This is a genomic window from Paraburkholderia sp. PAMB 6770 (assembly GCF_057748135.1).
On the sequence record NZ_CM173238.1, the window covers coordinates 3636685 to 3651884 of the forward strand.

Here is a 15200-nt window from a genome sequence, read left to right on the forward strand (position 1 = left end):
CGCGGGCGCGGTGACGCGCGCGCGCCGTTTCAACCAGGGAGCAAGCTATGGCTGGAATGAAGGAAATTCGCGGCAAGATCAAGAGCGTGCAGAACACGCGCAAGATCACCAAGGCGATGGAAATGGTCGCCGCGTCGAAGATGCGCCGCGCCCAGGAACGCATGCGCGCGGCGCGTCCGTATGCCGACAAGGTCCGCGCGATCGCCGCGCACATGAGCCGCGCGAACCTCGAATACCGTCACCCGTTCATGGTGACGAACGAGGGCGCCGGCACGGCGGGCATCATCCTCGTCACGACGGACAAGGGCCTGTGCGGCGGCATGAACACGAACGTGCTGCGTGCCGCGGTGCAGAAGTTTCGCGAGCTGGACCAGAAGGGCGTGAAGATCGAGGCCACCGCGATCGGTAGCAAGGGCCTGGGTTTCCTGAATCGCGTCGGCGCGAAGGTGGTGTCGCAGGTCGTGCACCTCGGCGACACGCCGCACCTCGACAAGCTGATCGGCGCCGTAAAGGCGCAGCTCGATCTGTATTCCGAAGGCAGGCTGTCGGCGGTGTACCTCGCCTACACGCGCTTCGTCAATACGATGAAGCAGGAAGCGGTCATCGAACAACTGCTGCCGCTGTCGGCGAAAGACTTCGAAGCGGACCACGAAACGCCGAGCACGTCGTGGGATTACATCTACGAGCCGGACGCGCAAGCGGTCGTCGACGAGTTGCTCGTGCGTTACGTCGAGGCGCTGGTGTATCAGGCGGTCGCGGAAAACATGGCGTCCGAGCAGTCGGCGCGCATGGTCGCGATGAAGGCCGCGTCGGATAACGCGAAGACGGTGATCAGCGAGCTTCAGCTGTCGTACAACAAGAGCCGCCAGGCTGCGATCACGAAGGAACTGTCGGAGATCGTCGGCGGCGCCGCCGCCGTGTAAGCGGGCGGGAACACGGCTCGAGAGTGCGCCTTTGCGCGAGTGAAGAATCAGGTATTGAAAGGAAAAGCGATGAGTACTGCTGCTTTGGTAGAAGGCAAGATCGTACAGTGCATCGGCGCCGTGATCGACGTGGAATTCCCGCGCGAGAGCATGCCGAAGATCTACGACGCGCTCGTTCTGGAAGGCTCGGAACTGACGCTCGAAGTCCAGCAGCAGCTGGGTGACGGCGTGGTCCGGACCATCTGTCTGGGTGCTTCCGACGGCCTGCGCCGCGGCGTCATGGTGAAGAACACCGGTCAGCCGATTTCGGTGCCGGTCGGCAAGCCGACGCTCGGCCGCATCATGGACGTGCTGGGCCGTCCGATCGACGAAGCCGGTCCGATCGAGAGCGAGAACAAGCGCTCGATTCACCAGAAGGCGCCGGCGTTCGACGAACTGTCGCCGTCGACCGAACTGCTCGAAACGGGCATCAAGGTGATCGACCTCATCTGCCCGTTCGCGAAGGGCGGCAAGGTGGGGCTGTTCGGCGGTGCGGGCGTGGGCAAGACCGTCAACATGATGGAGCTCATCAACAACATCGCGAAGGAACACGGCGGCTATTCCGTGTTCGCGGGCGTGGGCGAGCGTACCCGGGAAGGGAACGACTTCTACCACGAAATGAAAGACTCGAACGTGCTCGACAAGGTCGCGCTGGTCTACGGCCAGATGAACGAGCCGCCGGGCAACCGTCTGCGCGTTGCGCTGACCGGCCTCACGATGGCCGAGCACTTCCGCGACGAAGGCCTCGACGTGCTGTTCTTCGTCGACAACATCTACCGTTTCACGCTGGCCGGTACCGAAGTGTCGGCGCTGCTCGGCCGGATGCCGTCGGCGGTGGGCTATCAGCCGACGCTTGCTGAAGAAATGGGCAAGCTGCAGGAGCGCATCACGTCGACCAAGACCGGTTCGATCACGTCGGTGCAGGCCGTGTACGTGCCCGCGGATGACTTGACGGATCCGTCGCCGGCCACGACGTTCGGCCACCTCGACGCGACCGTCGTGCTCTCGCGCGATATCGCTTCGCTCGGTATCTACCCCGCGGTGGATCCGCTCGACTCGACGTCGCGCCAGATCGATCCGAACGTGATCGGCGAGGAACACTACTCGATCACGCGTCGCGTGCAGCAGACGCTGCAGCGTTACAAGGAACTGCGCGACATCATCGCGATTCTGGGCATGGACGAACTGTCCCCGGACGACAAGCTGACGGTCGCGCGCGCGCGGAAGATCCAGCGTTTCCTGTCGCAGCCGTTCCACGTCGCGGAAGTGTTCACGGGTTCGCCGGGCAAGTACGTGCCGCTCAAGGAAACGATCCGTGGCTTCAAGATGATTGTCGAAGGCGAGTGCGATCATCTGCCGGAGCAGGCGTTCTACATGGTCGGCACGATCGACGAAGCCTTCGAAAAGGCCAAGAAGATCCAGTAAAGGTCGGGTGTCACGCGACGGCGCCCGCGCGAATTTCGCGGGCGGGCGCTCACGCAGTACGCTCAACCAGCCTTGCATGGGACGAGAGGCGGCGCGCAAGCGCTGACGCTCGTCGACAGGAGTCGATATGGCAACCATCAAAGTAGACATCGTCAGCGCGGAAGAGCAGATCTTCTCGGGCGAGGCGAAGTTCGTCGCGCTGCCGGGCGAGGCAGGGGAGCTCGGTATCCTGCCGCGCCACACGCCGCTCATCACGCGGATTCGCCCCGGTGCGGTGCGCATCGAAACGGCGAACGGCGATGACGAATTCGTGTTCGTCGCGGGCGGTATCCTCGAAGTGCAACCGGGTCAGGTGACGGTACTGTCCGACACCGCGATCCGCGGCAAGGACCTCGACGAGGCGAAGGCCGACGAGGCGCGCCGGCGCGCGGAGGAATCGCTGCAGGACGCGAAATCGGATCTCGACCTCGCGAAGGCGCAGTCGGAGCTCGCCACCGCGATGGCACAGCTCGAAGCGATCAAGCGGCTCGCCAGAATCCGCAGCCATCACTGAAGATCGTGCATCGTTGAAAAAAAAGCAGCCTTCGGGCTGCTTTTTTTATTTGCGGCGTTTATCCGCGCTACGGCTTGCGGGTAACACTTGATGTCAGCGTCACGTAAGCGGATGGCAAAATAAATGGGCTCGCAGAACGGTGACAACACCACGTGGCGGAGACGGATATATGGCTGCAGATTCACATGCCGGCGCGCTCATCGCGCCGCAGGACGGGCTGTCGTACGTGCGCGGCGCGACGGACGTCCCGCTTTCCGAGGCGACGATCGCCCGGTTTCTCCGCGACACGGTTCAGCGCTTCGCGGACCGGCCGGCTGCCGTGTTTCGCGAGCAGAACGTGCGCTGGAGCTGGCGCGAACTGGCCGACGAAGTCGACACGCTCGCCGCTGCGCTCGGCGAACTCGGCATCGTCAGGGGCGACCGGGTCGGAATCTGGTCGCCGAACCGCGCCGAATGGCTGCTCACGCAGTTCGCGACCGCGCGCATCGGCGCGATCCTCGTCAACATCAATCCGGCGTACCGGATCGCGGAGCTCGAATACGCGCTCAACAAGGTCGAGTGCAAGGCGCTGATCGCGGCCGAGCGTTTCAAGAAGTCGTCCTATACGGACATGTTGTGCGAGATTGCGCCCGAACTCGCGACGCACGCGCCCGGCGCGCTACAGGCGGCGCGCGTGCCGTCGCTGCGCACGGTGGTGTCGATGGCGCAGACGCCGCCGCGAGGCATGCTCGCCTTTGCCGACGTGATGGCGCGCGGACGCGCCGTCTGCGATCCGGCTGCGCTCGACGCGATCGGCGCTACGCTGGCGTCGGGCGATCCGATCAACATCCAGTTCACGAGCGGTACGACGGGCAGCCCGAAGGGGGCAACGCTGACCCATCGCAACGTGGTCAACAACGCGCGCTCGATCGCGAGCGTGATGAAGCTCACCGAGGCGGATTCGCTGTGCATTCCCGTGCCGCTGTATCACTGCTTCGGCATGGTGCTCGCGGTATTGGCCTGTGTGTCGGCCGGCACGGCCATGGTGTTTCCGGGCGAGGCCTTCGACGCGCGTGCGACGCTCGCCGTCGTCGCCGCGGAGCGCTGCACCGCGCTGCATGGCGTGCCGACGATGTTCATCGCCGAACTCGACGACCCGGAGTTCGCCCGCTATGACCTGAGCACGCTGCGCACCGGCATCATGGCCGGTTCGCCGTGTCCGATCGAGACGATGAAGCGCGTGGTGTCGCAGATGCACATGTCGCAGGTGACGATCGCGTACGGGATGACCGAAACGAGCCCCGTGTCGTTCCAGAGCTCGGTCGACGATCCGCTCGAAAAGCGCACGACGACGGTCGGCCGGATCCAGCCGCATCTCGAAGTGAAACTGGTCGACGCGCTGGGCAACATCGTGCCCATTGGCGAAACGGGCGAGCTGTGCACGCGAGGCTATTCGGTGATGCTCGGCTACTGGGGCGACGAAGCGAGGACCCGCGACGTGATCGTCGACGGCTGGATGCATACCGGAGATCTCGCGACGCTCGACGCCGAAGGCTACTGCAACATCGTAGGCCGGCTGAAGGACATGCTGATCCGCGGCGGCGAGAACATCTATCCGCGCGAAATCGAGGAATTCCTGTTTCGGCATCCGAAGATTCAGAGTGCGCAGGTATTCGGCGTGCCGGATCCGAAATATGGCGAGGAAGTGTGCGCCTGGATCGTGCTGCGCGCTGGCGAGCAGGCGAGCGACGAGGAGATCCGCGAATTCTGCCGCGGCCAGATCGCACACTACAAGATTCCGCGCTACATCCGTTTCGTCGACGAGTTGCCGATGACGGTGACCGGCAAGGTGCAGAAGTTCATCATGCGCGAACGCATGATCCGCGAATTGCAGCTCAACGAGGATAAAACGGCGTGACGCGGTGGACCCAAACGCATGCGCACACCGCGCAAACGTTTGGGAGGGCAAAAAAAAAGCGGGCCTGGAGCCCGCTAAAAACCACACGCTACGGGGTTAGCGCGAGGAGACCAATGGAGGAACCGACCGGGGAGCGCACTGAGAATAGGCGCCCTGTGTGTCAGCGACGGCACCAACAAGGATGCCCCTTGAACAGGGCTCCGGCGAAATGCCGACCGGCAAGTGCGTTATGTCCGCTCACACCACACACGCTGCCACATCCGTGTTGAAACCGTTGAAAGGCATTGTGGGTGATTAACCCGGACAACGCGGTAACAAAGTGTTTCAGGTTGTAACGCCCGCCCGGCAAGGGTTTGCGGGATTTTTTTCTGACTTGAAACGTTTAAAACGTAAGTATTGCTGATCCTTTTTCGGTGCCCCGATCCGCGGTCAATCCACGGTCGTTTGCATGCCGAGTGAAACGCTTCCGAGGCGGAATTTTCCGGAGGCCAGGCGCGCCGCACGGTGCATCGCGCAGCCGTTCTCGGCGAGGGACCGAACCACGTCGAGCGGATCGATCTGTCCCCGACGCGCGCCCGCGCCCGTCATCGGATGCCCGCATCGTCGAACGCGCGCCCGCGCCGCAAGCCCGGTTACACAATGACGAGGCAGGACATCGCGCGGCATTGCGGCGGCGCAGCGATGCCGCCGCGCCGCACAGCCGGCTTCTACTTCAGCCACTTGTCCGAGATGGCCTGGAACGCACCCGTTGCGCGCAACTGATGCAGCCACTGGTCGACATACTCCTGGAATACCACGTCGCCGCGCGGCAGCAGCCATGCCTTTTCGCCGTACTGGAACGGTTTGTCGGGGTGAACCGAGCACAGCCCCGGATTGAGCTTTTGCTGCATCAGCGTCTCGGATGCATCGGTGACCATCACGTCCGCCTTGCCGGCCAGAATCTGCTTGAAGATGGTGACGTTGTCCGGATAAACGGTCAGGTTCGCGTGAGGAAGATACTGCTTCGCGAAGCGCTCGTTCGTGCCGCCCGGATTGACGATCACGCGCACGTTCGGCTGGTCGATCTGCGCGACGGTCTGGTACTTGTTCACGTCGTCGCAGCGCACGATCGGCGTCTTGCCGTCGATCATGTACGGCTGCGTGAAGAACGCATGCTTTTGACGCTCGAGCGTGGGCGAGACGCCGCCAATCCCGATGTCGCAGCGCGCGATGAAGTCGTTCAGCAGGTTCGGCCACGTGGTCTTCACGAATTCGAGCTTCACGCCGAGCGATTTCGCCAGCGAGTCCGCCATGTCGATGTCGATGCCTTCGTACTGTCCGTCCGGCTTCAGGAACGAGTAAGGCTTGTAGTCGCCGGTCGTGCAGGCGCGCAGCGTGCCGCGCGCGAGCACTTCGTCGAGCCGCGACGCCGGCGCCGGTGCCGCCGATTGCGCATGCGCGAGGCCGAATGCCGCGCACAGCAGCGCGCCGACCACGATTCTGGTTGCCCTGTACATGATGGTCATACCTCCTCTAACCCTTGTTATCGTCTGGTAAGGCTGCCGATCATAGCGCGAGCGTCGCGCAATGAAAATCCGACAAAAGGCCAGGTAGACACGCGCGCGGCATCCTGCGCGAGGCACGCTTATCCCCGGCATCAAGCGAGGTCGGCGGCGGCGCTGTCCGTTAAAATGCCTCTTTGCCCTTCGTCGCACGCAACGTGGCTCCTACTCTTCTGAACGACACCTTCCTGCGCGCGCTGTTGCGCGAGCCCACCGAATACACGCCGGTCTGGCTGATGCGCCAGGCGGGCCGCTACCTGCCCGAATACAACGCCACGCGCGCGCGGGCCGGCAGCTTCCTCGGCCTCGCCAAAAGCCCCGCGTACGCGACGGAGGTCACGTTGCAGCCGCTCGAACGCTACCCGCTCGATGCCGCCATCCTGTTCTCCGACATCCTGACGGTGCCCGACGCCATGGGCCTCGGGCTGGAATTCGTCGCCGGCGAGGGGCCGAAGTTCGCGCGCCCGGTGCGCACCGAAGCGGATGTCGCGCGGCTCGCGGTGCCGGACATCGGCGCGAGCCTGCGCTACGTGACCGACGCGGTGAGCGAAATCCGCCGCGCGCTGACCGACGCCCAGGGCCGCCAGCGCGTGCCGCTGATCGGCTTCTCCGGCAGCCCGTGGACGCTCGCGTGCTACATGGTCGAGGGCGGCGGCTCGGACGACTTCCGCACCGTGAAGTCGATGCTGTATGCGCGCCCCGATCTGATGCAGCGGATACTCGACGTCAACGCGCAGGCGGTCGCCGCCTATCTGAACGCGCAGATCGACGCGGGCGCACAGGCCGTGATGATTTTCGACACCTGGGGCGGCGCGCTCGCGGACGGCATCTACCAGCGTTTCTCGCTGCACTACATCGCCGAGGTCGTTCGCCAACTCAAGCGCGAGCACGACGGCGCGCGCGTGCCCGTGATCACCTTCACGAAGGGGGGCGGCCTCTGGCTCGACGAGATCGCCGCAACCGGCGTGGACGCGGTCGGACTCGACTGGACGGTGAACCTCGCCGCGGCGCGCGAGCGGGTGGGACACCACGTCGCGCTGCAGGGCAATCTCGATCCGTCGGTGCTGTTCGCGCCGCCCGCATCGATCCGCGTCGAAGCGCGCGCGGTGCTCGACAGCTTCGGCAACCATCCGGGCCACGTCTTCAATCTGGGACACGGCATTTCGCAGTTCACGCCGCCGGAGCACGTGGCCGAACTGGTCGACGAGGTGCACCGGCACAGCCGCGCCATCCGTGCCGGCCGCCCCCGTGTCGATCCGCCGCAGGCATGACACTTTTGTTGCGGTGCGGCGAGCTGGGCTCTCGTCCTAAGGGAAAGCGAGCGTCAAACACGCCGCCGGACGGCGCTTCGATGCTTGTCAAGACTTGACTTATACACATTCCTCACGTTGCGGCGCGGTAGAGGCTTTCGTCCTCGCAATGGGCTTGCGCATTCCCCGTCCGGTGTGTCCTGGCCTTGTGCAGCAAGGCTTTGCGGCGCACGCCGCGCAATGTGCGCTATCCCGCACAAGGCCGTCGCGACGCCGTTTCCGGGCCGCGCGAGGGGACTTCTCAACAAAGTTATCCACAGGGCGGGCGCGCGGAGCGCATTTGTTCAGCGGAATCCAAAACTTAGCGCGTAAAGTGAAGTTTTACTTTAACTTCACCGTTGCCGCCCGACGCTGCCGGGACGTCGCCCTGTACCGGGCCGTCGGCGTCGAACCTCGTCGCCGCCCCGTCACGACTTCAACACTCGCGTGAATCCCGTTTTCGTCCGCGTCGCGCTCGATCATCCGCTGTCGACCCTGTTCGACTATCGCTGCGACGCGCCGGTCCCGCCCGTCCCCGGCACGCTGGTCCGCGTCCCCTTCGGCCGACGCGAGACGGTGGGGATGGTGTGCGAAGTGACCGCTCACAGCGAGGTCGCCGCCGACCGGCTGAAATCGATCGGCCCGACCTGCGAGGCCTGTCCGCCGCTGTCGGCCGAGTGGCTCGCGCTCGCCGCCTTCGCCGCCGATTACTACCAGCGCGGGCTCGGCGAGGTTGCGCTGCCTGCGTTGCCGCAGGGGTTGCGCGATCCCGCGCGCTGGGCACGGCTGCTTGCGCCGCAGGAGCACTATCGGCTGTTGCCGGCCGGCGCGGCGGCGCTGCCGGATGCGTTGCCGGCGCGCGCGAGCGCACTGCGCCGCCTCGCGCAGGCCCTGCGGGAGGCGACCACGCTCCCCGCCGCCGACGCGCGCGCCCTGCATCCGAAGGCCGCCGCGACGCTCGCCGCCTGGCAGCAAGCGGGCTGGGTTGCGCTCGAACGCGGCGAGCCGGCCGCGGCCGCGGTTCGGCGCACGGCGCCGGCGGGCGAGCCGCCGCTGCCCGTGCTACCCGTGCTGCCCGTGCTACCCGTGCTACCCGCACTGCCCGTGCTCACCGGCGAGCAGGCCGCCGCCGTCGAGGCGATCGCCGGTGCGCGCGGCTTTGCGCCGTTCCTGCTCCACGGCGTGACCGGCAGCGGCAAGACCGAGGTCTATCTGCGCGCGCTCGATGCGATCCTCGCGACGCAGCCGGACGCGCAGGCGCTGGTTCTCGTGCCGGAGATCAATCTGACGCCGCAGTTCGAGAGCGCGTTTCGCGCGCGCTTCGCGTCGCTCGACGCCGGCGCGATCGTCACGCTGCACAGCGGCCTCGCCGAAGGCGAGCGCGCGCGCCACTGGCTCGCCGCGCACACGGCGCGCGCGCGGATCGTGCTCGGCACGCGCCTCGCGGTGCTCGCGTCGCTGCCGAAGCTCGCGGTGATCGTCGTCGACGAGGAGCATGATCCGGCCTACAAGCAGCAGGAAGGGCTGCGCTATTCCGCGCGCGATCTGGCCGTCTGGCGCGCCAAGCAGCTCGGCGTGCCGGTCGTGCTCGGCTCGGCGACGCCGTCGCTCGAAAGCTGGTGGCAAGCCGACCAGGGCCGCTACACGCGTCTGTCGCTGACCCGCCGCGCGGTCGCGGACGCGCTGCTGCCCACCGTGCGGATGATCGACGTCGAGGAAGAGCGCCGGCGCGGCCGCGCGTCGATCGAGGGGCTGTCCGGGCCGCTGGTCGCGGCGCTGAAGACGCGTCTCGAACGTGGCGAGCAGAGTCTCGTGTTTCTGAACCGCCGCGGCTACGCGCCGCAGCTTGCGTGCGACGCGTGCGGCTGGGTTGCCGGCTGTCCGCGCTGCAGCGCCTACGTGGTCCTGCACAAGCCGGAGCGGGCGCTGCGCTGCCATCACTGCGGCTGGGAAGCGCGCATTCCGCGCGGCTGCCCTGAATGCGGCAACGTCGATATCGCGCCGCTCGGGCGCGGCACGCAGCGCGTCGAGGAAGCGCTCGCGCGCGTCGTGCCGGGCGCGCGCGTGCTGCGCATCGACGCCGACAGCACGCGCCGCAAGGGCAGCGCGCAGGCGCTGTTCTCGGACGTCCACGCGGGCGACGTGGACATTCTCGTCGGCACGCAGATGATCGCGAAGGGGCACGATTTTCAGCGCGTGTCGCTAGTCGGTGTGCTGAACGCGGACAACGCGCTGTTCTCGCACGACTTTCGCGCGAGCGAGCGGCTTTTCGCGCAGCTGATGCAGGTCAGCGGGCGCGCCGGGCGCGCCGGGTTGCCCGGCGAGGTGCTGGTGCAGACGCGCTATCCGCGTCACGCGCTTTATCACGCGCTGACGCGGCACGACTACATCGGCTTCGCGACCGCGACGCTCGCCGAGCGACGCGACGCCCATCTGCCGCCGTTCGTCTATCAGGCGCTGTTGCGCGCGGAAGCCCGCACGCTCGACGCGGCACTCGCGTTCCTCCAGCAGGCCGCCGCGGCGCTCGGCACGATCGCGCAGGCCGAGCGCGTCAGCATCTACGATGCGGTGCCGCTGACGATCGTCAAGGTCATGCACGTGCACCGCGCACAGTTGCTGCTCGAAAGCGCGTCGCGCGCCGCGCTGCAGGCGACGCTGCGCGCCTGGCAGCCGCATTTGCGCGCGCTGCGCGGGGTGTTGCGCTGGAGTGTCGAGGTCGACCCGCTCGACATCTGAGCGAGGGGCGCGTTTCGCCGGCACCGCGCGTCACGCAGCCGGCGTGCCGGGCGCCGCGCGCACCGGGGCTCGCGGCAGTTCCCGCGGTAGTTCTCCCGTCAGTTCAATAGCGCCAGCGGTCGCGTGCCGCGCGGGCCCGCGCGCGCATCGTCGCCGCGTAGCCAAGGCGGACGGTCGTTTCCACCGGCGCGCGGGCGGCGCGCGCCCCGCGCGCGCTGCGGATGGACTCGCGCGGCTGCGCGGGTTGCCGGTCGCGGGCGCATGAACGGGATTCGCTGGAGCACAGCATGACGAACCTCGCGGGGGTTCCGTTCGGAGGCCGGCGTCGCCGCGGCTTGCCGCGGGCGCGCCGGTGCGGACGCGCGGCGCGCCTAGCGGCGCGCCCGCTCACGCTCGCGCACGCGCGATTCGACTGGCCGCGGCTTGAGCGCGGCGCCCGTGGCGCCACGGATGAACAGCACCGCGCAGGTTGCGCACATTGCCCAGATTCCCATCACTACCAGCCACTTTTCCATGTCGACCGCCTGCCTGAAGCCCGTTTTGTGCGCATTTGCACAGCCGTTCACCTGTATAACGGCGCGCCGGCGAATTCGATAAGGGTCGCGCGAAGAAGAATGCCCTGGGGAAAGTACTGATCCCGCATGCGCTCGTCCGCAGGCCCGGCTAACCGGCCGCAAACCCCGGTCGTACAAGGGTTTGACGATGGTGCAACCGGGTTGGGCCGAAGGTTGCACCTTTTTATTGGGAAGCGTACGATGCGGCCAACTTTTTCAGTCTTTGGCCGATGCGGTCGGGTCGGCATCCAGAAGAAATCATGGCAAGCACCACACTCGGCGTGAAGGTCGACGACCTGTTGCGCACCCGGCTCAAAGATGCCGCCACCCGCCTCGAACGCACGCCGCACTGGCTGATCAAGCAGGCGATCTTCGCTTACCTCGAACGGATCGAGCATGGCCAGTTGCCGCCCGAACTGTCGGGCGTGAGCGGCACGGCCGATCTCGCGGACGGCGCCGCCGTCGAAGCCGAGGAAGACGGCGCGTCGCACCCGTTCCTCGAATTCGCGCAGAGCGTGCAGCCGCAATCGGTGCTGCGCGCGGCGATCACGGCCGCGTATCGCCGTCCCGAGCCGGAATGCGTGCCGTTCCTGATCGGCCAGGCGCGTCTGCCGGCGAACCTCGCGAACGACGTGCAGACGCTCGCGAAAGCGCTCGTCGAAACGCTGCGCGGCAAGAGCAAGGGCGGCGGCGTCGAAGGCCTGATTCACGAATTTTCGCTGTCGAGCCAGGAAGGCGTGGCGCTGATGTGCCTCGCCGAAGCACTGCTTCGGATTCCTGATCGTGCGACGCGCGATGCGCTGATTCGCGACAAGATCAGCAAGGGCGACTGGAAGTCGCACGTCGGCCAGGCGCCGTCGCTGTTCGTCAATGCGGCGACCTGGGGGCTGATGATCACCGGCAAGCTCGTCACGACGAGCAGCGAAGCGGGGCTGTCGTCGGCGCTCACGCGGCTGATCGGGCGCGGCGGCGAGCCGCTCATCCGCAAGGGCGTCGACATGGCGATGCGCCTGATGGGCGAGCAGTTCGTCACGGGCGAGAACATCTCCGAAGCGCTCGCGAACAGCCGCAAGTTCGAGGCGCGCGGGTTCCGCTACTCGTACGACATGCTCGGCGAGGCGGCGACCACCGAAGCCGATGCGCAGCGCTATTACGCGGCCTACGAGCAGGCGATCCACGCGATCGGCAAGGCGGCCGGCGGGCGCGGCATCTACGAGGGCCCGGGCATCTCGATCAAGCTCTCCGCGCTGCACGCGCGCTACTCGCGCGCGCAGCAGGAGCGCACGATGAACGAGTTGCTGCCGCGCGTGCGCGCGCTCGCGATTCTCGCGCGCCGCTACGACATCGGCCTGAACATCGACGCCGAAGAAGCCGACCGCCTCGAAATCTCGCTGGACCTGCTCGAAGCGCTGTGCTTCGATCCGGAACTCGCGGGCTGGAACGGGATCGGCTTCGTGGTGCAGGCGTACCAGAAGCGCTGCCCGTTCGTGATCGACTACATCGTCGATCTCGCGCGGCGCAGCCGCCATCGGATCATGGTGCGGCTCGTGAAGGGCGCGTACTGGGACAGCGAGATCAAGCGCGCGCAGACCGACGGGCTCGAAGGCTATCCGGTCTACACGCGCAAGCTGTACACGGACGTGTCGTACCTCGCCTGTGCGAAGAAACTGCTCGGCGTGCCCGACGCGGTCTATCCGCAGTTCGCCACGCACAATGCGCACACGCTGTCGGCGATCTACCATCTCGCGGGCCAGAACTACTATCCCGGCCAGTACGAGTTCCAGTGTCTGCACGGGATGGGCGAGCCGCTGTACGAAGAGGTGACCGGGCGCGACAAGCTGAACCGGCCGTGCCGCGTGTACGCGCCGGTGGGCACGCACGAGACGCTGCTCGCGTATCTGGTGCGGCGTCTGCTGGAGAACGGCGCGAACACGTCGTTCGTGAACCGCATCGCCGACGAGAGCGTGCCGATCGCCGAACTGGTGGCCGATCCGGTCGAACAGGCGTCGCGCATCACGCCGCTCGGCGCGCCGCATCCGAAGATCCCGCTGCCGCGCAACCTGTACGGAAACGAGCGCATCAACTCGATGGGGCTCGATCTGTCGAACGAGCACCGGCTCGCGTCGCTGTCGTCGGCGCTGCTCGCGAGCGCGCATCATCCGTGGCGCGCCGCGCCGATGCTCGAAGACAACCAGATCGCGGTGGGCGCGTCGCGCGACGTGCGCAATCCGGCGGACCATCGCGACCTGGTCGGCACGGTGGTCGAGGCGACGCCCGAACACGTGAGCGCGGCGCTCACGCACGCGGTGGCCGCTGCGCCGATCTGGCAGGCGACGCCCGTCGAGGCGCGCGCCGATTGTCTCGCGCGCGCTGCCGACCTGCTCGAAGCGCAGATGCACACGCTGATGGGGCTCGTCGTGCGCGAGGCCGGCAAGTCGCTGCCGAACGCCGTGGCCGAGATTCGCGAGGCGATCGATTTCCTGCGCTACTACTCCGCGCAAATCCGCACCGAGTTTTCGAACGATACGCATCGCCCGCTCGGCCCGGTCGTCTGCATCAGCCCGTGGAATTTCCCGCTGGCGATCTTCATGGGCCAGGTGGCGGCCGCGCTCGCCGCCGGCAATACGGTGCTCGCGAAGCCCGCGGAGCAGACGCCGCTGATCGCCGCGCAGGCCGTGCGCATCCTGCGCGAAGCCGGCGTACCGGCCGGCGCGGTGCAACTGCTGCCGGGCGATGGCGAGACGGTCGGCGCGGCGCTCGTTGCGGACGCGCGCACGCGTGCGGTGATGTTCACCGGCTCGACCGAAGTGGCACGCCTCATCAACCGGACGCTGTCGGGCCGGCTCGATCCGGATGGCCGGCCGATTCCGCTGATTGCCGAAACCGGCGGCCAGAACGCGATGATCGTCGATTCGTCGGCGCTCGCCGAACAGGTCGTCGCCGACGTGCTGAACTCCGCATTCGACTCGGCGGGTCAGCGTTGCTCGGCGCTGCGCGTGCTGTGCCTGCAGGAGGACATTGCGGAGCGCACGCTCGACATGCTGACGGGCGCGATGCACGAACTCACGCTGGGCAACCCGGATCGTCTGTCGACGGACGTCGGTCCGGTGATCGACGCGGAGGCGAAGCGCGGCATCGACGCGCATATCGCGGCGATGCGCGACAAGGGCCGGCGCGTCGCGCAGATGCCGATGCCCGAAGGATGCGCACCGGGCACCTTCGTGCCGCCGACGCTGATCGAGATCGACAGCATCGACGAACTGAAGCGCGAAGTGTTCGGGCCGGTGCTGCACGTGGTGCGCTACCGCCGCAGCGCGCTCGACAAGCTGCTCGAACAGATCCGCGCGACCGGCTACGGCCTCACGCTCGGCATTCACACGCGCATCGACGAGACGATCGCGCACGTGATCGGCCGCGCGCACGTGGGCAACATCTACGTGAACCGCAACGTGGTGGGCGCGGTGGTCGGCGTGCAGCCGTTCGGCGGCGAAGGGCTGTCGGGAACCGGGCCGAAGGCGGGGGGCGCGCTGTATCTGCAGCGCCTGCTCGCGAAGCGGCCGGTCGGATTGCCGAAGGGCCTCACCCGTCAACTGGTCGCCGATCTGCCGCAGGAAGCGGAAAACAGCGACAATCCGTCCTCGGCGCTCGCGGCGCTGCGCGACTGGCTGATTGCCGAGCGCGAGCCCGTGCTGGCCGCGCGCTGCGACGGCTATCTGTCGCAGGGGCTGGCGGGCGCCACCGCCGTGCTGCCCGGACCGACGGGCGAGCGCAACACGTACTCGCTCGGCGCGCGCGGCACCGTGCTGTGCGTCGCCACCACCGCGAGCGGCGCGCGTGCGCAGTTCGCCGCGGTGCTCGCGACCGGCAATCGCGCGCTGTTCGACGGCGCAGCCGGCGAAGCGCTGATGGCGGCGCTGCCCGCGGCGCTGCGGCAGCATGCCGCGGTGCGCAAGCAGGCGGAGGTGGTCTTCGACGCGGTGCTGTTCGAAGGCGACAGTGACGAACTGCTCACGCTCGTGAAGGAAGTCGCGAAGCGTCCGGGACCGATCGTGTCGGTGCAGGGCGTCGCCGCGAGCGCGCTCGCCAACGGCGACGAAGACTACGCGCTCGAACGGCTGCTGACCGAGCGCTCGGTCAGCGTGAACACCGCAGCGGCAGGCGGTAACGCAAATTTGATGACGATCGGCTAAGCGAACCTTGACGGTCGATTCAATAAGACGGAAGCGGTACGGCGATCCCGAAG

9 protein-coding genes are annotated in these 15200 nt (G+C 67.0%); 7 read left to right on the forward strand and 2 right to left on the reverse strand.

Annotated features, from left to right (window positions below):
- The first annotated feature begins 47 nt into the window (after positions 1 to 47).
- The 4 genes from atpG to AC3AP7_RS16495 all read left to right on the forward strand — a co-directional run bounded on the left by atpG (position 48) and on the right by AC3AP7_RS16495 (position 4837).
- The gene (atpG, locus tag AC3AP7_RS16480) at positions 48 to 923 is read left to right on the forward strand and encodes a F0F1 ATP synthase subunit gamma (protein ID WP_475767332.1); all 876 of its coding nucleotides are present in this window, start codon (positions 48 to 50) and stop codon (positions 921 to 923) included.
- Positions 924 to 992: 69 nt separating this feature from the next.
- Positions 993 to 2387, forward strand: a complete 1395-nt coding sequence (gene atpD, locus AC3AP7_RS16485) for a F0F1 ATP synthase subunit beta (protein WP_475767330.1) — start codon at positions 993 to 995, stop codon at positions 2385 to 2387.
- 127 nt (positions 2388 to 2514) lie between these two features.
- Positions 2515 to 2940 (forward strand): F0F1 ATP synthase subunit epsilon, encoded by a 426-nt coding sequence (locus AC3AP7_RS16490; RefSeq protein ID WP_475767328.1) that lies wholly within the window; start codon positions 2515 to 2517, stop codon positions 2938 to 2940.
- A 169-nt stretch (positions 2941 to 3109) separates the two neighbouring features.
- Entirely contained in the window at positions 3110 to 4837 is a 1728-nt protein-coding gene (locus AC3AP7_RS16495; protein ID WP_475767326.1) for an AMP-binding protein, read from the forward strand.
- 707 nt (positions 4838 to 5544) lie between these two features.
- Here AC3AP7_RS16495 and AC3AP7_RS16500 read toward each other — a convergent pair.
- Complete coding sequence (locus tag AC3AP7_RS16500; protein ID WP_475767325.1) at positions 5545 to 6333, reverse strand: transporter substrate-binding domain-containing protein; 789 nt, start codon at positions 6331 to 6333, stop codon at positions 5545 to 5547.
- A gap of 203 nt (positions 6334 to 6536) precedes the next feature.
- Between AC3AP7_RS16500 and hemE the strand changes: the two genes are divergently transcribed.
- Complete coding sequence (gene hemE / locus AC3AP7_RS16505) at positions 6537 to 7649, forward strand: uroporphyrinogen decarboxylase (protein ID WP_475767322.1); 1113 nt, start codon at positions 6537 to 6539, stop codon at positions 7647 to 7649.
- A 465-nt stretch (positions 7650 to 8114) separates the two neighbouring features.
- Positions 8115 to 10403 carry a primosomal protein N' gene (locus tag AC3AP7_RS16510; RefSeq protein ID WP_475767320.1) on the forward strand — a complete coding sequence of 763 codons (2289 nt, stop codon included), beginning with the start codon at positions 8115 to 8117 and terminating at the stop codon, positions 10401 to 10403.
- A 371-nt stretch (positions 10404 to 10774) separates the two neighbouring features.
- Here the strand turns inward: AC3AP7_RS16510 and AC3AP7_RS16515 are convergent, their stop codons facing one another.
- Positions 10775 to 10918 (reverse strand): hypothetical protein, encoded by a 144-nt coding sequence (locus tag AC3AP7_RS16515; RefSeq protein WP_475767314.1) that lies wholly within the window; start codon positions 10916 to 10918, stop codon positions 10775 to 10777.
- A 299-nt stretch (positions 10919 to 11217) separates the two neighbouring features.
- Here AC3AP7_RS16515 and putA point away from each other — a divergent pair, with 299 nt between their 5' ends.
- Positions 11218 to 15147: a trifunctional transcriptional regulator/proline dehydrogenase/L-glutamate gamma-semialdehyde dehydrogenase gene (gene putA / locus AC3AP7_RS16520; RefSeq protein ID WP_475767312.1), complete on the forward strand. Its 3930-nt coding sequence runs from the start codon at positions 11218 to 11220 to the stop codon at positions 15145 to 15147.
- Positions 15148 to 15200 lie beyond the last annotated feature (53 nt).